The 19792-nt window shown below is 70.0% G+C and carries 17 protein-coding genes; 4 read left to right on the top strand and 13 right to left on the bottom strand.

Features of this window, described 5'->3' with window-relative positions:
* Positions 1-7: 7 nt before the first annotated feature.
* Together mnmA and ACIGJI_RS01835 are read right to left on the bottom strand one after the other, a co-directional pair.
* Entirely contained in the window at positions 8-1105 is a 1098-nt protein-coding gene (gene mnmA, locus ACIGJI_RS01830) for a tRNA 2-thiouridine(34) synthase MnmA (protein ID WP_187664010.1), read from the bottom strand.
* A 9-nt stretch (positions 1106-1114) separates the two neighbouring features.
* The gene (locus tag ACIGJI_RS01835) at positions 1115-2290 is read right to left on the bottom strand and encodes a cysteine desulfurase family protein (protein ID WP_363444091.1); all 1176 of its coding nucleotides are present in this window, start codon (positions 2288-2290) and stop codon (positions 1115-1117) included.
* Positions 2291-2391: 101 nt separating this feature from the next.
* Here ACIGJI_RS01835 and glgX point away from each other — a divergent pair, with 101 nt between their 5' ends.
* From glgX to glgB, 3 genes are all read left to right on the top strand, one after another.
* Positions 2392-4464, top strand: coding sequence for a glycogen debranching protein GlgX (glgX, locus tag ACIGJI_RS01840; protein ID WP_363444094.1), 2073 nt, complete (start codon positions 2392-2394; stop codon positions 4462-4464).
* 64 nt (positions 4465-4528) lie between these two features.
* Positions 4529-6598, top strand: coding sequence for a maltotransferase domain-containing protein (locus tag ACIGJI_RS01845; protein WP_315636911.1), 2070 nt, complete (start codon positions 4529-4531; stop codon positions 6596-6598).
* Positions 6595-8796 (top strand): 1,4-alpha-glucan branching protein GlgB, encoded by a 2202-nt coding sequence (glgB, locus tag ACIGJI_RS01850; RefSeq protein ID WP_363444096.1) that lies wholly within the window; start codon positions 6595-6597, stop codon positions 8794-8796. The genes ACIGJI_RS01845 and glgB overlap by 4 nt, the downstream gene beginning before the upstream one ends.
* 54 nt (positions 8797-8850) lie before the next feature.
* Here glgB and ACIGJI_RS01855 read toward each other — a convergent pair whose 3' ends face one another.
* Positions 8851-9777, bottom strand: coding sequence for a tetratricopeptide repeat protein (locus tag ACIGJI_RS01855; protein ID WP_396667017.1), 927 nt, complete (start codon positions 9775-9777; stop codon positions 8851-8853).
* 5 nt (positions 9778-9782) lie between these two features.
* Positions 9783-11726 carry a glycosyl transferase gene (locus tag ACIGJI_RS01860; protein WP_366243691.1) on the bottom strand — a complete coding sequence of 648 codons (1944 nt, stop codon included), beginning with the start codon at positions 11724-11726 and terminating at the stop codon, positions 9783-9785.
* A gap of 178 nt (positions 11727-11904) precedes the next feature.
* Here ACIGJI_RS01860 and ACIGJI_RS01865 point away from each other — a divergent pair, with 178 nt between their 5' ends.
* Complete coding sequence (locus ACIGJI_RS01865; RefSeq protein ID WP_060922797.1) at positions 11905-12966, top strand: AI-2E family transporter; 1062 nt, start codon at positions 11905-11907, stop codon at positions 12964-12966.
* Between the two features lie 18 nt (positions 12967-12984).
* Here the strand turns inward: ACIGJI_RS01865 and ACIGJI_RS01870 are convergent, their stop codons facing one another.
* The 9 genes from ACIGJI_RS01870 to rpsB all read right to left on the bottom strand — a co-directional run bounded on the left by ACIGJI_RS01870 (position 12985) and on the right by rpsB (position 19755).
* Positions 12985-13701, bottom strand: a complete 717-nt coding sequence (locus tag ACIGJI_RS01870; RefSeq protein WP_315637164.1) for an alpha/beta fold hydrolase — start codon at positions 13699-13701, stop codon at positions 12985-12987.
* A 2-nt stretch (positions 13702-13703) separates the two neighbouring features.
* Positions 13704-13991 carry a hypothetical protein gene (locus ACIGJI_RS01875; RefSeq protein WP_363444102.1) on the bottom strand — a complete coding sequence of 96 codons (288 nt, stop codon included), beginning with the start codon at positions 13989-13991 and terminating at the stop codon, positions 13704-13706.
* Between the two features lie 9 nt (positions 13992-14000).
* The gene (locus ACIGJI_RS01880) at positions 14001-14693 is read right to left on the bottom strand and encodes a transglycosylase SLT domain-containing protein (RefSeq protein WP_187664003.1); all 693 of its coding nucleotides are present in this window, start codon (positions 14691-14693) and stop codon (positions 14001-14003) included.
* A 66-nt stretch (positions 14694-14759) separates the two neighbouring features.
* Positions 14760-15341, bottom strand: a complete 582-nt coding sequence (locus ACIGJI_RS01885; protein ID WP_187664144.1) for a DivIVA domain-containing protein — start codon at positions 15339-15341, stop codon at positions 14760-14762.
* A gap of 20 nt (positions 15342-15361) precedes the next feature.
* A complete protein-coding gene (locus ACIGJI_RS01890) occupies positions 15362-16495 on the bottom strand; it encodes a phosphatidate cytidylyltransferase (RefSeq protein WP_187664002.1) in 1134 nt (377 codons plus the stop codon).
* 5 nt (positions 16496-16500) lie between these two features.
* Positions 16501-17055, bottom strand: a complete 555-nt coding sequence (gene frr, locus ACIGJI_RS01895; protein ID WP_187664001.1) for a ribosome recycling factor — start codon at positions 17053-17055, stop codon at positions 16501-16503.
* 67 nt (positions 17056-17122) lie between these two features.
* Complete coding sequence (pyrH, locus tag ACIGJI_RS01900) at positions 17123-17839, bottom strand: UMP kinase (protein ID WP_025103358.1); 717 nt, start codon at positions 17837-17839, stop codon at positions 17123-17125.
* Positions 17840-17929: 90 nt separating this feature from the next.
* Entirely contained in the window at positions 17930-18757 is an 828-nt protein-coding gene (tsf, locus tag ACIGJI_RS01905; RefSeq protein WP_187664000.1) for a translation elongation factor Ts, read from the bottom strand.
* Between the two features lie 41 nt (positions 18758-18798).
* Positions 18799-19755, bottom strand: a complete 957-nt coding sequence (rpsB, locus tag ACIGJI_RS01910; protein ID WP_363444106.1) for a 30S ribosomal protein S2 — start codon at positions 19753-19755, stop codon at positions 18799-18801.
* Positions 19756-19792 lie beyond the last annotated feature (37 nt).

Below are 19792 nucleotides of genomic sequence, written 5' to 3' on the forward strand. Positions count from 1 at the left end.
ACCCGGATCAGACGCCGACCGGAACGGCGGAGACGGTCGTATCGATCGTGAACTGCCCGAGCACACGTGTGCCGACGTAGAGCACGGCGGTCTGTCCCGGGGCGACGCCGTCGAGCGGAGTCTGCGGCACCACCCGGACGCCCTCCGCGGTCACGGTGGCCGTGGCGGGCACCGGCTCGGCGTGCGCGCGGATCTGCACATCGCACGCGAACGTCGACGCGGCAGGTGCGGCGCCGGCCCAGCTGAAACGCTCCCCCGCGATCTCGGCGATCGCCAGGGCCTCCTTGGGGCCGACGACCACCGTGTTCGACACGGGGCGCACCTCGAGGACGAAGCGGGGCTTGCCGTCCGCCGCCGGGACACCGAGCTTGAGCCCGCGCCGCTGGCCGACGGTGAACGCGTGCGCGCCCTCGTGCGCGCCGACGACCGCGCCCGTGCGATCGACGATCTCGCCGGTGGCCGTGCCGACCTTCTCGGCCAGCCACCCCCGGGTGTCGCCGTCGGGGATGAAGCAGATGTCGTGACTGTCCGGCTTCTGGGCCACGCTGAGACCGCGCTGCTCCGCCTCCGCCCGCACGAGGGCCTTCGACGGCGTGGTCCCGAGCGGGAAATAGGTGTGCGCGAGCTGGTCGGCCGTCAGGACACCGAGCACGTAGGACTGGTCCTTCGCGTTGTCCGAGGCCCGGTGCAGCTCGAGACCCTCAGGACCATCCACCAGGGTCGCGTAGTGTCCGGTGCAGACGGCGTCGAAGCCGAGCTCCAGGGCGCGCTCCAGCAGGGCCGCGAACTTGATCTTCTCGTTGCACCGCATGCACGGGTTCGGAGTACGACCGGCGCGGTACTCCGCGACGAAGTCGTCGATCACGTCATCCCGGAAACGCTCGGAGAAGTCCCACACGTAGAAGGGGATGCCCAGGAGGTCGGCGGCCCGGCGGGCGTCCAGCGCGTCCTCGATCGTGCAGCAGCCTCGACTGCCGGTGCGCAGGGTCCCCCCGGCGCGGGAGAGCGCCAGGTGCACGCCCACCACATCGTGCCCCGCCTCGACGGCCCTGGCGGCCGCGACGGCGGAGTCCACACCGCCGCTCATGGCCGCAAGGATTCGCATGGGTCCAGTCTACGAGCGCTCGGCTGCACGGGCCCCGGATGCCCGGGCATAGGCATCGCCGATCGCCCCGAGCACCGCGTCGACGTCGGCGTCCGTCGAGGTCCGGCCGAGAGAGAATCGCAGCACGCTCCTGGCGTCCGACTCGCTGCGCCCCATCGCCATCACGACGTGCGAGGGCTCGGCGACCCCCGCCTGACAGGCGGATCCCGTGGAGGCCGAGACCCCGGCCACGTCCAGCAGGAACAGCAGGCTCTCCCCCACGGCACCGGGGAAGAGCAGATGCGCGGTCCCGGGAAGACGGTGATCGGGGTCGCCCAGGAGCTCCGCCGCCGGCACCCGCGCACGGACCCCCTCGACGAGACGGTCGCGCAAGCGGCCCACCCGGACGGTCTCGGCGGCCCGCTCCCGTTCGGCGAGCTCGAGCGCGGTCGCCAGTGCCGCGGCTCCCGGCACATCCTGCGTACCCGCACGCAGACCCCGCTGCTGGCCCCCGCCCCGCAGAAGCGGGGTCAGTCGGGCGGACCGAGCGACCACCAGCGCACCGACGCCCACGGGCGCGCCGACCTTGTGACCGGCGACGCTGAGCGCCACCAGGCCCGTCCCCTCGTCCGCACCGCCCCTCAGCTCCCGGAACGACAGCGGGAGGTGCCCGAGCGCGGCGACCGCGTCGAGGTGCAGCGGCACTCCGGCATCGGCGGCGGCCGCGGTCAGAGCCGCCGCGTCGTTGACCGTCCCGGTCTCGTTGTTCGCGACGAGCGCGGTCGCGAACGCCGCACCGGGCAGGGCCGACGCGAAGCGGCTTCCGTCGATGCGCGCCTGGGCAGAGAGAGGAACAGCGCGCACCTCGGCTCCGTCGGAGACGAGGGCGGCGACCGTGTCCATCGTCGCGTGATGCTCACCGTCCGGCACGACGACCGCCGAAGAGCCCGGACGACGCGAGCGCCACAGGCCCTGGAGAGCGAGGTTGATGGACTCGGTCCCGCCGGATGTCAGCACCACCTCGATCGGGTCGGCCCCGAGAACCGCGGCCACGCGTTCCCTGGACTCCTCCAGCACCCGGCGCGCATCCTGCCCTGCCCCGTGCGTCGACGAGGCGTTGCCGACGATGACGGACGCCTCCAGCCACGCGTCCCTGGCCTCCGGGCGCAGCGGGGTCGTCGCCGCGTGGTCGAGATAGTGCCGCATACGTCGATTCTCCCCGATCCGCGCGGCGAACGCTCCGTCTGGGCGTGAGACCGGGTGCGTCCTGTCATGAGACTGAAATGCAACACGTTTAGGGTGTATCCATGCCTTCGTCCCCCGCCTCCGTCGTGCCCGGTGGGGCGACCCTCGACGATCTCGGCGTTCGCCTGCACGACGGCGTCGGCACGATCCGGGTCTGGTCGCAGAACGCCTCGGCCGTCGAGCTCGTCGTGTTCGACGCCACGGACCTCGACTGGGTGGTCGACCAGGCAGCGCTGGAAAGGCGGCCCGGAGGGGTCTGGGAGGTCACGACGCCGTTGCTCCAGCCGGGCGTGCGGTATGCCCTCCGGGTCGAGGGACCGCACGGCCCCGGCAACACGTTCAACCCGGAGACGCTGCTCCTCGACCCGTACGCGCGTGGTCTCGCCCAGGGCCACGGCTACCAGGAGTGGCGCGGCGTGGTCATCGAGGACGGCTTCGACTGGGGCGACTCCACCAAGCCGCGGGTCCCGGCCGACCGGACCGTGATCTACGAGGGCCACCTGAAAGGGCTGACCAAGCGTCACCCCGACATCCCGCCGGCGCTGCACGGGACGTATGCAGGCCTCGCGCATCCCGCCATGATCGCGCACCTCCGCACGCTCGGGGTGACCTCGGTGGAGCTGCTCCCCGTCCACGCATTCGTCCCGGAACCCCGACTCCTCGAGCGTGGTCTGACGAACTACTGGGGCTACAACACCCTGAACTTCTTCACGCCGCACGCCGCGTACGCCACCGAGGGCGCGCGCAAGGCCGGGCCCGAGGCGATCATCGCCGAGTTCAAGGGCATGGTGCGGCTGCTGCACGAAGCGGGTCTCGAGGTGATCCTCGACGTCGTGTACAACCACACATCCGAGGAGGGCATCGGCGGCCCGCGGTCCAGCCTCCGCGGCCTCGACAACGCCCGGTACTACCGGCAGGACGACGCGGGCGTCTACATCGACACCACCGGATGCGGCAACACGCTCAACACCGCCACCGAGGCCGGGGCGCGCCTCGTCGTGGACTCCCTCCGGTACTGGGCCGAGGAGATGCAGATCGACGGATTCCGTTTCGATCTGGCCACGGCGATCGCCCGCGACGGCGCGCACACCTACACCCCCGACCATCCCCTTCTGCAGGCGATCGCCGCCGACCCCGTGCTCGCGGAGACCAAGCTCATCGCGGAACCCTGGGACGTCGGTCTGGGCGGCTGGCAGACCGGGAACTTCCCCTCGGGCTGGCATGAGTGGAACGACCGTTACCGCGACCGGGTGCGCAACTTCTGGCTCAGCGACATCGACTACGCCCGGCGGGCCTCGGCACCGGTGGGGATCGGCGGTTTCGCGACACGTCTGGCCGGCTCGTCCAACACCTTCAGCGAGGATCGGGGACCGCTCGCGAGCATCAATTTCGTCACCGCGCACGACGGCTTCACACTCCACGACCTCGTGTCTTACGACGTGAAGCACAACGAGGCCAACGGCGAGCAGAACCGCGACGGCGCGGATCTGAACCGGTCCTTCAACCACGGCGTGGAGGGCCCCACCGACGATCCGATGATCCTCGCCGCCAGGCGGAAGGCAATGCGCAACCTGCTCGGCACCCTGCTGCTCTCGGCCGGCATCCCGATGCTCACCGCCGGGGATGAAGTGGGACGGACGCAGCGGGGCAACAACAACGCCTACGCGCAGGACTCTCCGTTGTCCTGGCTCTCCTGGGAGTTCGAGCCGTGGCAGGAGGACCTCCGCGCCCACGTCGCGCGCCTCCTCCGGCTCCGTGAGGAGAACCCCGCGCTGCGCCCGAGCCGGTACGCGCGCCTCGGCGAGCACATCCCGAACGCGTCGGTCATGGACTGGTACGACCAGGACGGCGCGACGATGGAGACGGCCCAGTGGACGGACCCCGGCAACCGCACCCTGCAGTACGTCGCCGCGTCCACGCCGGACAAGGAAGCCGCGAACCGGATCCTGCTGATCGTGCACGGCACGGAGGCTCCGATCGACGTCCGGCTCCCGGAGGACATCGACGGCGCCACCCGGTTCGTCTCGCTCTGGTCGAGCGCGGATGAGCGGCCGTCGGACGCCGAGGAGACCTTCGTACCGGGCGAGGTGCTGCCGATCCCCGGCACCTCGATGCGCCTGTTCCGCGTCGAGTGATAGCACGGTTCGCCGCCCTGGTCGAGCGGTAGGTTCCAGCACGCCCGACCGGTAGATTCGGCATGTGACTGCTCGTGCTGGAACCCGGCCCACGGCTCTGCGGAGCCCCGTTCAGATCCCGACGCGCGCCGCCGACGCGGACCGCCCCGGAGCGCTGCGCACGACGCGGATCCCGCTGCTCGACGGGAGCCCCGCGGTCCCCGGTGGCTTCCCGGCCAAGGCCTTCGCCGGCGAGGTCGTGCCGTTCCGCGTGGTCGCCTTCCGGGAAGGTCACGACCTCATCGGCGTGCACGTGCGGCTGACGTCCCCGACCGGCGAGGAGAGCCTGCACCGGCTCACCGCCCTCGCGGACGGCACCGACCGCTGGGAGGCGGAGATCGCCCTCGACGCGGAGGGCGTCTGGCACTTCCACTTCGAGGCGTTCTCCGACGACTTCGCCACCTGGGCGCACGCCGCGCACGTCAAGGTCGCCGCAGGCGTCGATGTGGACGTGATGGCCGCGCTCGGCGCGGAGCTGCTGCGGCGGGCCGCGGCGGAGAAGGATCGCCCCGCGGCACAGCGCACGCGCCTGCGCGTCCGAGCCGATGAGCTCCAGGCCGGCGACGCCACCACCACTGCGGCGATGGCCGTCGACCCCGAACTCGCAACGATCTTCCGCGACCGCCCGATCGCGACCCTCCGCTCCCTCTCCGCGGAGCAGGTCCTCCGCGTCGAGCGCACCCGTGCGGGCGTGGGCGCCTGGTACGAGTTCTTCCCACGCTCCGAAGGTGCCAGACGGCTCAAGGACGGCACGGTGCGCAGCGGCACGTTCCGCACGGCGGCGAAGCGCCTGCCCGAGGTCGCCGGGATGGGCTTCGATGTGATCTACCTCGTCCCGATCCACCCCATCGGCAGCACCAATCGCAAGGGGCGCAACAACACGCTCGTCGCCGAGGCGGGAGACCCGGGCTCGCCGTACGCGATCGGCGCCACTGAAGGAGGGCACGACGCCATCCATCCCGACCTCGGCACCCCGCAGGACTTCCGCGCGTTCGTGCGCGCCGCGCGGAAGGAGGGGCTGGAGGTCGCCCTGGATCTCGCGCTGCAGGCATCCCCCGACCACCCGTGGGTCCGCGAACACCCCGAGTGGTTCACCACCCTCCCGGACGGCAGCATCGCGTACGCGGAGAACCCGCCCAAGAAGTATCAGGACATCTATCCGCTGAACTTCGACAACGACCCGGAGGGCATCGCGGCCGAGATGCTCCGGATCGTCCGGCACTGGGTGGCCGAGGGTGTGCGGATCTTCCGCGTGGACAACCCGCACACCAAGCCGCTCCAGTTCTGGGAGTGGCTGATCGCGACGGTCAACGCGACGGATCCCGACGTCATCTTCCTCGCCGAGGCCTTCACCCGGCCCGCCGTGATGCGCGCGCTCGCCGCCGTGGGCTTCCAGCAGAGCTACAGCTACTTCACCTGGCGCAACACCAAATCCGAGCTGGAGGAGTTCCTCACCTCCATCTCCCACGAGACGGCCGACTACATGCGTCCGAACCTCTTCGTGAACACCCACGACATCCTCACCGAGTACCTCCAGTTCGGCGGACGCGCGGCGTATCGCATCCGCGCCTGCATCGCCGCGACGGCAGGGCCCGTGTACGGGGTCTACGCGGGGTACGAGCTCGTCGAGAACGTGGCTCGCCCGGGTTCCGAGGAGAACATCGACAACGAGAAGTACGAGTACAAGTTCCGCGACTGGGCGGGAGCCGAGGAACGCGGGGAGTCGCTGGCCCCGCTGCTCCGGCGGCTCAACGAGATCCGTGCGGCGCATCCCGCGCTGCGCCAGCTCCGCAACCTCGAGCTGCACTGGAGCGACGACGACGCCATCCTCGTGTTCAGCAAGCATCTCGACGCCGCCTTCACCGGTACCGGGAGACCGGACACCCTCATCGTCGTCGCGAACGTCGACCCGCACTCGGTGCGCGAGACCACCGTCCACCTCGACACCACGCGCTGGGGAGTCCCCCTGGGCGAGACCTTCGAGGTGGAGGATCTCCTGACCGGCGCTGTCTGGACCTGGAGCGATCACAACTACGTCCGGCTCGACGCCTTCGCCGAGCCCGTCCACATCCTGAAGGTGAGGGAGCGCGCATGAGCCGCATCGAGGACACCCCGAACGCCGAGTGGGAGGCCGTCGCGGCCGGTCAGCATCACGCCCCGCATTCCCTGCTCGGCGCGCACCCCGCCAAGGATGCCGCCGACCGTACCGTCACCGCCATCCGCGTCCGCCGACCGCTCGCCGAGAGCGTCGAGGCCGTCTTCAGCGATGGAAGCCGACTCGCCCTGTCCCACGTCGCGCACGGCCTCTGGGAGGGCACGCACCCCGGGCCGCCGCTCCCCTACCGCATCGCGACGCGCTACCGCGGCGAGGAGGAGATCGTCTCCGGCGACCCGTACCGGCATGCACCGACACTGGGCGAACTCGACCTGCACCTCATCGCCGAGGGGCGGCACGAGCGTCTGTGGGAGGCGCTGGGGGCGCATCCCCGTACGCAGGGCGACGAACAGGGCGTGTCCTTCGCGGTCTGGGCTCCCGATGCCTCGGCCGTCCGGGTCGTGGGCGATCACAACGGCTGGAACGGCGAGAGCCACGCCATGCGCTCGCTCGGCGCCAGCGGCGTCTGGGAGATCTTCATCCCCGACCTGCCCGTCGGCACCCGCTACAAGTACCAGATCCGCACCCGGAGCGGCGCCTGGATCCTCAAGGCCGACCCGATGGCGCTGGCGGCGCAGGTGCCGCCGGAGACCGCGTCGGTCGTCACCGCCTCGTCCCACGCCTGGCAGGACGGCGCGTGGATGACCCGTCGCGCCGCCACCCATGCCGTCGCGCAGCCGCTGTCGGTGTACGAGGTGCACGTCGGCTCCTGGCGCGAGGGGCTGGGCTACCGCGAGATGGCCGATCCGCTGATCGCACACGTGCAGGAGACGGGGTTCACCCACGTCGAGTTCATGCCGCTGGCCGAGCATCCGTTCGGCGGCTCGTGGGGCTACCAGGTCAGTGGATACTACGCACCGACGAGCCGGTACGGCTCCCCCGACGACCTGCGCTACCTCATCGACCGCCTGCACCAGGCCGGCATCGGCGTCATCATGGACTGGGTCCCCGGGCACTTCCCCAAGGACGCCTTCGCGCTGGCCCGCTTCGACGGCCAGCCCCTGTACGAGCACCCCGATCCCCGCCGCGGCGAGCATCAGGACTGGGGCACACTCATCTTCGACTACGGCCGGCCCGAGGTACGCGGCTTCCTCGTCGCCAACGCCCTCTACTGGCTGGACGAGTTCCACGTCGACGGCCTGCGGGTCGACGCCGTGGCGTCGATGCTCTACCTCGACTACTCGCGCCGGGAGGGCGAGTGGGAGCCGAACATCCACGGCGGACGCGAGAACCTCGAGGCGATCCGCTTCCTCCAGGAGGTCAACGCCACCGCCTACCGGCTCCACCCCGGCATCCTGATGATCGCCGAGGAGTCCACGAGCTTCCCCGGCGTCACGGCACCGACGGATCACGCCGGCCTCGGGTTCGGTTTCAAGTGGAACATGGGCTGGATGAACGACTCGCTCCAGTACATCGGACGCGATCCGATGTACCGCGCGCACCACGAGGGCGAGATGACGTTCTCGTTCGTGTACGCGTTCGGCGAGAACTACGTCCTGCCCATCAGCCACGACGAGGTGGTGCACGGCAAGGGCAGCCTGTTGTCCAAGATGCCGGGCGACCACTGGCACAAGCTGGCGAACGTCCGTGCCTACCTCGCCTACATGTGGGGGCATCCCGGGAAGAAGCTGCTGTTCATGGGACAGGAGTTCGGTCAGCTCGCGGAGTGGTCGGAGGGTCGGGAGCTGGACTGGTGGCTCCGTGACCAGCCCTCCCACGCCCAGCTGCAGGACTTCGTCGCCGCGATGAACGGGGTGTACCGGTCGCAAGCCCCCCTCTGGGAGCGCGACAACGACGGCTCCGGTTTCACCCGCCTCGGCGCCCCGAGTTGGGACCCGTCGGTCATCGCCTTCGAACGACGGGACGCGCACGGCGGGCGCCTCGTCGTCGTCAGCAACTTCGCCGGAGTGGAACGCACCGGCTACCGTCTCGGGCTGCCCAGAGAGGGCGTGTGGCAGGAGATCCTGAACTCCGATGCCGTCGCCTACGGCGGACGGGGGTCGGGCAACCTCGGGATGGTGATCGCCGAGCCCGCGGACGCCGGCGCCCCCACGGCGTCGATCACGCTGCCCGCGCTGTCGACGCTCTGGCTCCGCCACCAGCCCGAGCCGCACGTGCCGACGGTGAACAACGGCTGACGGACGGCCGGCGACGATCGGTCTGCGCGGAGGAACGATCCCCGCGCAGGCCGATCAGAAGAGCAGCGAGGAGAGTCGGTTCCGAGCCGCGATCACGCGCGGGTCGCTGGCGCCGATGAGGCCGAAGAGCTCGATGAGACGCTCCCGGACGGGAGTGCGCTGGTCGGACGGCAGCTGAGCGAACAGGTCGAGGAGCCGGCCGAAGGCGTCGTCGACATGTCCACCGGCGAGGTCGAGGTCCGCGACGTCGAACTGGGCCTGCACGTCCAGCGGAGCCGCTGCGGCCGCGGCTCGGGCGGTCTGGAGGTCGAGCCCCTGCACACGGTCGAGCAGGCGGACCTGGCCCAGGCCGGCGATGGCGTCCTCGTCGCGCGGGTTCTCCGCGAGTGCCTTCTCATAGGCGGTGATGGCCGCACGGTAGTCGCCGCGCTCGATGGCGGCGAACGCCTCCGCGTGCAGCGGCGGCAGCTCGGGCTCGGCAGCGGCTTCGGCTTCCCCGGTCCCGGCGTCGCCGACGGGGAGCGTTCCCGAGACGCCGTTCTGCGCCGCCACCTGGAGCAGCTGCGCGAAGACCTCACGCACCTGCTGCTCCGGTACGGCGCCCGTGAACATCGGCACCGGCTGGCCGGCGATGAGGGCGACGACCATCGGGATGGACTGCGCGCGGAAGCTCTGCGCGAGCTGCGGGTTCGCATCCACGTCGACCTTCGCCAGGAGCACGCGGCCGCCGAGCTCCCGAGTGACCTTCTCGATGATCGGGCTCAGCTGCTTGCACGGCCCGCACCACTCGGCCCACAGGTCGACGACCACCGGGACGGTGCGCGACAGCTCCAGGACCTGACCGAAGTTCTCGTCGGTCGCGTCGACGACGACGTCAGCCACCGGTGCGGTCGCGGGCGCCGCTGCACCGCCCGCCGGCGGGGACGGACGGTTGCGCAGGCTGGACAGATCGACGGCGCCACGCAGGGCCGCGGGAGACATCTCACTCACTTGATCACCTTCACGGACACGAGATCCTGACGGGACGCCAGGAGACGGATCGGTTCGCTCGACCCCTGGGACGGGACGGCGAAGAACAGCTGGAACTCATAGGTCGTCTGGGCGCCCTTCGCGGACTCGTTGGCCCCGGTGAGCGCCTTGGCCTCCTTGTTGTCACCGAAGCGGATGACGACATCGGAGGACGTGGGCGTGATGGTCTCGACATCGAGGACGGAGACGGCGACGATGGCGCCGCTGTCCAGCGTCGTCATCGAGACGGGCTCCGCCGTCGTCGGCTTCATGTCGAACGCGGCCTTGGAGGTCTTCGCAGCCCCGGCGTCGGCGAGTCCCTTCACCAGGCTCTGTCGGCTGTCCCTGATCGATGTGGCCAGGTTCAGCGCCAGATCGTCGAACTGCCCGTAGGAGGCGCTCTTCTCACCGTTGTCGACGACGTCGGCGAAAGCCGCGGCGACCTCGTTCGGCGGCACCGACAGGAAGGCCGAATCCGCCGGGACCAGCGAGGTCCCCAGCCAGCTGGCCGCCACCTCGGGGAACGCCGCGTCCGCCGACATCTCCGCCATGTTCGTGACCTTGTAGTTGGACCAGGGGTCCGCCTGCGTCATGGTCAGCACCACCGGCGGCACGGTGTCGTCGCCGGTGCTCTTCGAGAGCATGAGGACGGTGCGTGGCCAGCGGTCCGTCGCCTCGGGGAGGACCACCTCGACGTCGTCCGTCGGGATCGCGGCGGGCGCGGCCCGATCCGGCAGCTTCGCGCGCAGGGCGTAGTCGGTGGTCCTCGTCGTGAGAGGTGCGCCGTCGAGACGGGTGGCCGCGAGGTCCAGATCCTTCGCCTCATCGGCCTGCACCAGAGTCTCGGAGACCTCCCGGAGGATCCGCTCGGCCTGCGTCTCGGTGACCGCCGGCGGCTTCTGGTTCTCGGGGGCGATCACGGTCGGGGTCGGAGACGGCGATGCGGAGGGGGCCCCGAACTCGGGCCAGGACTCCGCCGTGCAGCCGGAGGCCAGCAGGGCGGTCAGACCGAGGGCGGGGAGGGCGAGCAGGCGCCGACGACGCCTCGGGCGCTCAGCGCGCATCGTGCTCTTCCCGTCCTGCTCCTTCTCGTCGACGATCTCCGCGTCCTCCACGTCGTCCTTCCTCACCGGTGTCGGCGCCTGCTCGCCGTCCGCGGCCTCCAGGGCCTCGCGCTCGGACGGCGGAAGGGCCGCCACGTCGATCGGCTGCGTCGTGGGAAGCGGCCCAGGCCCCTTCCGGCGCGGGCCGCGGCCACGGCGCTGGTGACGGATCGCGAGCACGTACAAGACCAGGCCCACGAGGAGCACCAACCCGCCTGCCGCCATGAGCGGGCCCGCCAGCGGCGTCCGCGTGTCCAGCGGCCAGGAGACCACGATGTCGTCCGGCGCGTCCTTGGTGCCGTCGTAGGCGATCAGCACGCTGGTCCCTTCCGGGAGCTGCATCTTGTCAGTGGCGAGGAAGTTCTCCTCGCTGAAGGAGTCGAGCCACAGATCGGAGCCGGCCGGGTTCCGGCCCGCGGGCGCGTCGGCGTCCTTCTCCGGCGCCGGGGTCGCGGTCGTCTCGGGCGCCGGCGTCTCGGTGGACCCCTCGTCGTCCGCTGCGGCGACATGCTCGACGACGAGCTCGTCCTCGTCCCCGACGGTCACGTGGTTGTACTCGGAGTCGGAGAGCCAGGCCTCCATGTCGGCCGTGCGCCCGTAGCTGGTGAAGATCTCCCCTTCGCCGCGGATGAGCAGCTTCTGCGCGCCGGCGTTGATCCGCAGGACGTCGCCGTCCAGGAGAACGAAGGGCGCGGGCTCCTCGATGTCGACACGGGCCTCCTCGGACGAAGGGCCGACGAAGATGGTGCGTTGGGCGATCCCCGCACCGATCAGCACGGCAGCCAGCACGAAGGCCACCACGGCCCATACGAAACGCACGAATAGTCTCCTCACGCATCGCGGCTTCCCGCCCACGACGCCACACTCGACATTTCAGACTAGCGAACCCACCTGTGTGTTGACCACGAGGGCCCTCCCTCGTCCGTCGTCCGGCACGTCGGCGGCGCGTCGAGCCGCGGCATGGGTAGCCTTGCTGCAGCCGTACCGAGGAGTCTGCATGAAGATCCACAACCCGTTCCGCACCGCCCTCGTGGCGACACTCGGCGTGGGGCTCGGGATCGTCCTGATCAGCAGCGTCCAGACGCTGTCGACCGTGCTGCTCTACATCGGCACCGCCCTCTTCCTCAGCCTCGGCCTCGACCCACTCGTCACGTTCCTCGAACGTCGACGCCTGCCCCGCTGGCTCGCGGTCCTCGTGACGATCGTCGCCGTGCTGGCCGTCTTCGTCGGGATCATCCTCATCGTGCTGCCCGTGCTGGTCGACCAGATCTCGCAGCTCATCGCCCAGATCACGGCGATCGTGCAACGGGGAACCGCGATCGAGGATCTGAGGAGCTGGATCCAGGAGACATTCCCGAACCTCCTCGTCGACGACGTCTTCGCGTATGTGGAGGACTGGCTGACGACCAATCTCGCGGAGATCGGCGGGTCTATCGGTCAGGGCGTGCTGATCGCCAGCGGCGCCGTGCTCAGCGGCGTGTTCGGCGCCTTCATCGTCCTCATCCTGACCATCTATCTCACGGCCTCGACACCGTCGCTCAAGCGCGCGGTGTACCAGCTCGTCCCGGCGTCCAAGCGGGATCGCTTCATCGATCTCTCCGAGCAGATCACCGACTCGGTCGGCTACTACGTCATGGGCCAGGTCAGCCAGGGCGTCATCAACGGCGTCCTCAGCGCGATCTACCTGACGATCATCGACGCGCCGTTCCCCGCCGTTCTCGCGGTCGTCGCGTTCTTCTTCTCGCTCATCCCGCTGGTGGGCACCCTGACCGGCTCGACGATCATCGTCCTCGTCTGCCTCATCCCGGGCCTCGGCTCCCCCGGCACGGCTCTCGCGGCGGCGATCTACTACCTGATCTACATGCAGATCGAGGCGTACGTGATCTCGCCGCGCATCATGAGCCGCGCCGTCTCCGTGCCCGGCGCCGTCGTCGTGGTGGCAGCCCTCGCGGGAGGAAGCCTGCTGGGCCTGCTCGGGGCGCTCATCGCGATTCCCGTGGCGGCCAGCATCCTGATCCTCTACCGGCAGGTGCTCATCCCGCGCATGAACGAGCGGTGACCGGGGCGGGCCTCGCCGTCAGTCCGCTGCCGGCCAGTGGGTCGGCAGCGGCAGCGCCGACGGATTGACGGCGGCGACGATCTCGGTGAGCACCCGGCGCGTCTGCGTCTCTCCCACCCACAGGTGCTTGCCCCCTTCCACGGCGATCAGCTGCGCCTGCGGGATCGTCGCGAAGCGCTCCCGCGCTTCCGCCGGGCGCAGGTAGTCGTCGAACTCGGGCACGAGGATGACCACGCGGTGGCCGGTCTCCCCCCAGGCGGCGACCTCCTCCGCCGTCGCGCGGTGCAGCGGCGGCGAGAGGAGGATGATGCCCTCGATGTCGTGGTCGGCACCGTACTTGAGGGCGAGTTCCGTCCCGAACGACCACCCGACGAGCCAGGGGCGCGGCAGCGCGCGGTCGCGGACGACGTCCATGGCGGCCGCGACGTCGAACTGCTCTGCAGCGCCGCCGTCGAACGTCCCCTCACTGGTGCCGCGCGGCGAGGTGGTGCCACGGGTGTTGAACCGCAGCACCGCGAGATCGGCCAGGGCGGGAAGACGCGCGGACGCCTTGCGGATGATGTGCGAATCCATGAAGCCACCGGCGGTCGGCAACGGGTGCAGCGTGACCAGCGTCGCCACCGGGACTGCGGCTTCCGGCGTCGCGAGCTCGCCGACGAGCGTCAGGCCGTCCGCGGTGTGCAGCTCGATGTCCTCGCGGCGCGCCGGGAGCTCCAGCGGTCCCCGGATCTCCATGGTCATGCGATCCTCCAACAGTGGTTGTGCCAGTGTCTGCGGTCAGCCAGGGCTGCGGCATCGCCGAGCACGCCGTCGGCGCGCCAGGCCACGAGATGGGAGGTACCCGGTTCGACGGATCGTCCGCAGCCCGGGCAGATGTACGCCTTCTGCGCCTGGAGCGCGGAGACGGGCTGCACCGTCCACTCCACGCCCCGGCGGACCTCGGTGCGCTTCCAGCCGGCGAGGAGACGGTCGAACGAGTCCTCGCCCTCAGGGCGCGCGGAAGGACGTCGGCGTGAGCGGGGCATGGTGCCGGCTCACCACCAGTGGTTGGTGACCCAGAAGTTGTACGCGCCGGCCCAGCTGCCGTAGCGACCCGTGGCGTATCCGGTCGCCCAGCGGAGGTTGTCGACCGGGTTGTAGCCGTTCCCCGGCACCTTGCTGCAGGGCAGGGCCTGGACGAGGCCGCAGGCACCGGAGGAGGAGTTCGTCGCGTTGGGGTTCCAGCCGCTCTCCCGCGAGACGATGTAGTCGACGTACTGCCAGTCGCCCTGCGCGATCCCGGCGGCCGCCATCCACTCCGCAGGTGCGCCTCCGCCGCTGTACGGCGGGAGTCCGCCGCCCCCGGACGACCCGCCCTGCGAGCCCTCGGACGACGACGAGGAGGTGGTCACCGGGGCCGGCTTCGGCTTGGGCTTCGGCTTGGGTTTGACGTAGACGTCGAAGGAGCCGCGCTCGACGGGAGTGATCGCCGCGCCCTCCACCGTGACCGTGAGGTTCTGGGTGTCCGCCAGGGCCACCGCATACACGGAGTCCGGGGCCTCCGTGGCGACGGGCTGAGCGAGCGCGACGCCGGTGGGCGCGACCATCGCGGCCGCGAATGCGACGACCGCGAGCGAGCTGAAGACGCCCACGACACCGCGGCGGCGCGACCAGCGGCGCGTGCCGCGGGAGGCTGATGCAGCCGTGGCTGCGGGTACCAGCACGGCGTCGCTTCGTTCGGGAATCATGTCGTTTCGGGAGTTCACGATGGAGGACAGTTTACGCATACCTGCCTGAAGAGGCCATCAGACGGCTCAGCGGACCGCCAGGATCACGTCGATGGTGGCATCCAGGAGCGCGTCGACCTGCTCCTCGCGGTAGCCGCCACGCTGCATGCGGAACGCTGCGGACCGCAGCTGCTCAGCGGACAGCGCGTCGCCGTCCCGCAGGTAGCGGACGATCCGGGAGGTGACGTGGTCGACCTCGTCGACGCGGTACCCGAACGTGAGGAAGCCGGTACGGGCGAACCGGTGGCGACGCGGACGCGCCAGATGGTCCAGGATGACCTGCGCGTCGGCTCTGGCCTGCTCCACCCAGGCGCCCGCTCCGAGAGACCGCACGGCGCGTTCCCGCTCTCGGGCGGCGAAAGCGTCCTCGACCCGTCCGAGGGCCGCGTCGACGTCAGCCACCACGTACCCCTCCTTGACGAGGGGGAAGGAGACGGTGCGGACGTCATCGGCCGTGAGATCGTCAGCGCCGCTCTCGAACGCCCGCCGCGCCGAGGCGAGGAATCCGTCCACCGCCGCACGGTGGTACCCCTTCGTGCGTCCGGTCGTGAGCGCGAAGGCCGGCGTGGCCGCGCGTTGCGTGGCGACCTCGCGACGGTCGTCGTTCATCACAGCACCACTGTCGTTCATCACAGCACCAACCAGGGAGAGAGGAGGAAGTACAGGCAGAGGGCCGGGACGGTCGACGGCAGGATGCTGTCCAGCCGATCGAGGAGCCCACCGTGCCCGGGGAGCCAGGAGCTCATGTCCTTGATCCCGAGATCCCGCTTCAGCATCGACTCGCCGAGGTCTCCGAGCGTGGCGGACAGCAGGATCGCGGCCCCGAAGATCACACCGCCCCACCAGGGCAGGTCGAGCAGGAACATCGCCAGGAGGACGCCCGCCGCGAGCGACGCCACCACCGCACCGCCGAAGCCCTCCCAGGTCTTCTTGGGGCTGATCCGCGGCGCCATCGGGTGTCGCCCGAACGCGAGCCCCGCGGCGTAAGCGCCGGTGTCGGCCGCCACGGCGATCGCGATGAAGCTGAGCACCCACCACTGGCCACCCTCCTGCTCGAGCAGGATGAGGGCCACACCCGCGAGGAACGGCACGTACACCTGCACGAACCCGCCGATCACGGCGTCGGTGAGCACATCGCCGTACGTGCGCCCATCCTTCGCGACCATCTGGGCGAGCAGGCGCCAGACGATGACGAACGCCACGGAGACGAACAGCATGACCCAGCTCAGCCAGGGCTCCGCGAAGTACGCGGAGAGCACGAGGAAGGTCGCCGCTATCAACTGCGGGATCACGTCGACGCGACGCCCGGCGGCGCGCAGCGCGCGCGAGAGCTCGTAGACGCCGAGGAGCGCCGCGGCCAACGCGAACGGGACGAACAGCGCCTTGATGAAGAGCAGCGAGCCGAGGAGCGCCGCACCGAAGGCGAGGCCGATCAGGATCGCGAGGACGAGGTCACGTCCGGTGCGCTGCTTGATGCGTTCGTTCGCCTGGTCGAGCTGATCCCGCGCATGCGACACGTGCGTGCCGAACTCGTCCCGCGCCTGGCGCCACTGCTCGCGGATCGCATTGTGATCCGCGGTGTCCAGCCGGTCGGCGGTCACCGGCGCTGCACCCGGCGTCGCCGGAAGCGGCGGTCGCGGGGGCACGCGGTCGGCGTCGAAGGCCGGGAAGGCCGCGTCGCCGAGCGGCACGCCGCCGTCGGGGCCGACCTCCGGCCGCGCCACCGGAGCGCCCTCGTCGGTGCCTCGCGATTCGTCGGACATGCGGACTACACCTCGAGGAGTTCTGCCTCTTTGCGCTTCAGCGCGTCGTCGATGAGGTCGACGTGCTGACGGGTCAGCGCGTCGAGTTCCTTCTCACCACGGGAGATCTCGTCCTCGCCGAGCTCGCTCTTCAGCCCGTCGAGCTCGTCCTTCGCCTTCCGGCGGATGCCGCGGACGTGGACCTTGGCGTCCTCCGCCTTCGACTTCACGAGCTTGACGTACTCCTTACGGCGCTCCGCCGTGAGCTCCGGCATCGTGACGCGCACGAGGTTGCCGTCGTTCGTCGGGTTCGCGCCGAGGTTCGGCATGTCGCGGATGGCCTGCTCGATCGCCTTCAGCGCCGACTTGTCGTACGGCGTGATGATGAGCGTGCGCGCCTCCTGGTTCGCGAGCGACGCGAGCTGAGCGAGCGGCGTCGGCGTGCCGTAGTAGTCGACCAGCACCTTCTGGAAGAGCTGCGGGTTCGCACGACCCGTGCGCACCGTGGAGAAGTCCTCCTTGGCAGCCTCGACGGCCCGGGACATGCGGGTGGTGGTTTCAGCGAGGACGTCCGCGATCACGGTGGCTCCTATCGTCGGGGTGTTCTGGAAATTCTATCGGGAGCGGGCCCCCGTCCCGTGCAGGCGCTCAGGCGGTGACGAGCGTGCCGATGGGCTCGCCCAGGAGAGCGCGGGTGACGTTGCCCGCCGGCTCCATGCCGAAGACGCGCATGTCCATGTTGTTGTCCATGCACAGGCTGAACGCCGTCGAGTCGACGACCTTGAGGCCCTGCTGGAGCGCATCGCGGTAGGTCACGCGCTCGATGCGCTCGGCGTCGGCGTGCTTGTTCGGGTCGGCGGTGTAGATCGCGTCGACGCCGTTCTTGGCGACGAGGACCTCCTGCGCACCGATCTCCAGTGCGCGCTGCGCGGCGACCGTGTCGGTGGAGAAGTACGGCAGGCCCGCACCGGCACCGAAGATGACCACGCGGCCCTTCTCCATGTGCCGCTCCGCGCGACGCGGGATGTAGGGCTCGGCGACCTGGGTCATCGAGATCGCCGACTGCACGCGCGTCGCCGCGCCCGCCTGCTCCAGGAAGTCCTGCAGCGCGAGCGCGTTCATCACGGTGCCGAGCATGCCCATGTAGTCGGCCCGCCCCCGGTCCATGCCCCGCTGGCTGAGTTCGGCCCCGCGGAAGAAGTTGCCGCCGCCGACGACGACCGCCACCTCGACCCGGTCGACCGCAGCGGCGATCTCGCGCGCCATCTGGCTGACCACGTCGGGGTTGACGCCGAGCTGCCCGGCGCCGAACGCCTCTCCGGAGAGCTTGAGGAGGACGCGACGGCGTCCGGTGCGTTCAGTCATGGGGGATGTCCTCTCGTCCCGATTCAAGATAGTGCCTGGTGGGCATGAAGAAGGGGTTCGGATCGAGCGATCCGAACCCCTTCGACAGTGCTACGCGCCGACCTTGAAGCGCGCGAAGTCCGTCACGGTGATACCGGCGTCCTTCGCCACCTGGGCGACGGAGAGCTTGTTGTCCTTCGCGTAGTCCTGCTCGAGCAGGGCGACCTGCTTGATGAACGCGGAGACACGGCCCTCGACGATCTTCGGCAGAGCGGCCTCGGGCTTGCCCTCGTTGCGGGAGATCTCGGTGACGATCTCGCGCTCCTTCTCGACCGCATCCGCCGGCACGTCCTCGCGGGACAGGTACGACGGGTTGGCGAACGAGATGTGCTGGGCGATGCTGCGCGCAGTCTCGGCGTCGTCACCCGTGTAGGCGACGACGACACCGATCTGCGGCGGCAGGTCCTTGCTCGTGCGGTGCAGGTAGACCTCGACGCTGTCACCGGTGACGGTGCGCACGCGACGGAGCTCGACCTTCTCGCCGATGATGGCGGCCTCTTCCGAGATGAGCTGCTCGACGGTCTTGTCGCCCGCCGGAGCGGCAAGAGCGGCCTCGACCGAGTCGGCCTTCACGGCGGCGACGGCGTCGGCGACCTTGTCGGCCAGCGCGATGAAGCGCTCGTTCTTCGCGACGAAGTCGGTCTCGCAGGCGAGCTCGACGAGCGTCACGGCGCCGTCCTGCTCGCGAGCGACGACGAGGCCCTCGCTGGTCGAACGGTCGGCGCGCTTGGCGTTGCCCTTCGCACCCTTCAGGCGCAGGATCTCGGTGGCCTTCTCGACGTCGCCGTCGGCCTCCTCGAGTGCCTTCTTGGTGTCGACCATTCCCGTGCCGAGCTGCTCACGCAGCGCCTTGAGGTCGGCGATGGTGAAGTTGGCCATGTGTGGTGGCTCCTTGCTTCGTTGTGTGGGTGTACGAGGGATTACTTGGCGTCTGCGGCCTCGGCGGCGGCGACCTCGGCGGTCTCCTCACCGGAAGCGGCGGCGATCGCCTCGTCGTGCGCCTCGGCACCGGCCTCGTCGGCGGCGGTGGCGTCGGCGGCAGGGGTCTCGACGACAGCGGCCTCGTCGTCGGCGGTCACGTCGTCGGCGGTCACGACCTCGGCGGCGTCAGCGGACTTCTGGACGGGAGCCTCGAGGAGCTCCTTCTCCCACTCGGCCAGCGGCTCGGCGTCGCCCGACTCCGGGTTGTGCTTCTGCTGCAGGCCCTCGGCGGCGGCGTCGGCGATGATGCGCGTCAGCAGCGACACCGAACGGATGGCGTCGTCGTTGCCGGGGATCGGGTACTGGAAGTCGTCCGGGTCGGCGTTGGTGTCGAGGATGCCGATCACCGGGATGCCGAGCTTCTTGGCCTCGTCGATGGCGAGGTGCTCACGCTTGGCGTCGACCACCCAGAGGGCGGACGGCGTCTTGGTGAGGTTGCGGATACCGCCGAGCGACTTGTGGAGCTTGTCCAGCTCGCGCTTCTTGAGCAGCAGCTCCTTCTTCGTGAAGCCGGAGGCGGAGGGGTTCTCGTAGTCGAGCTCCTCGAGCTCCTTCATGCGGGCGAGACGCTTCGCGATGGTGGAGAAGTTGGTGAGGAGGCCGCCGAGCCAGCGCTGGTTCACGTAGGGCTGGCCGACGCGCGTGGCCTGCTCCGCGAGGATCTCCTGCGCCTGCTTCTTGGTGCCGACGAAGAGGATCGTGCCGCCGTGCGCCACGGTCTCCTTGACGAAGTCGTACGCCTTGTCGATGTAGCCGAGCGACTGCTGGAGGTCGATGATGTGGATGCCGCTGCGCTCGGTGAGGATGAAGCGCTTCACCTTCGGGTTCCACCGACGGGTCTGGTGTCCGAAGTGCACGCCGCTGTCGAGCAGCTGGCGGATGGTGACCACAGCCATGGTCGTCTCCTGATTCTGGCGCGGAGCGCCGTTGAGG

It is taken from the genome of Microbacterium sp. NPDC064978 (genome assembly GCF_044543605.1).
Taxonomy (GTDB): domain Bacteria; phylum Actinomycetota; class Actinomycetes; order Actinomycetales; family Microbacteriaceae; genus Microbacterium; species Microbacterium meiriae.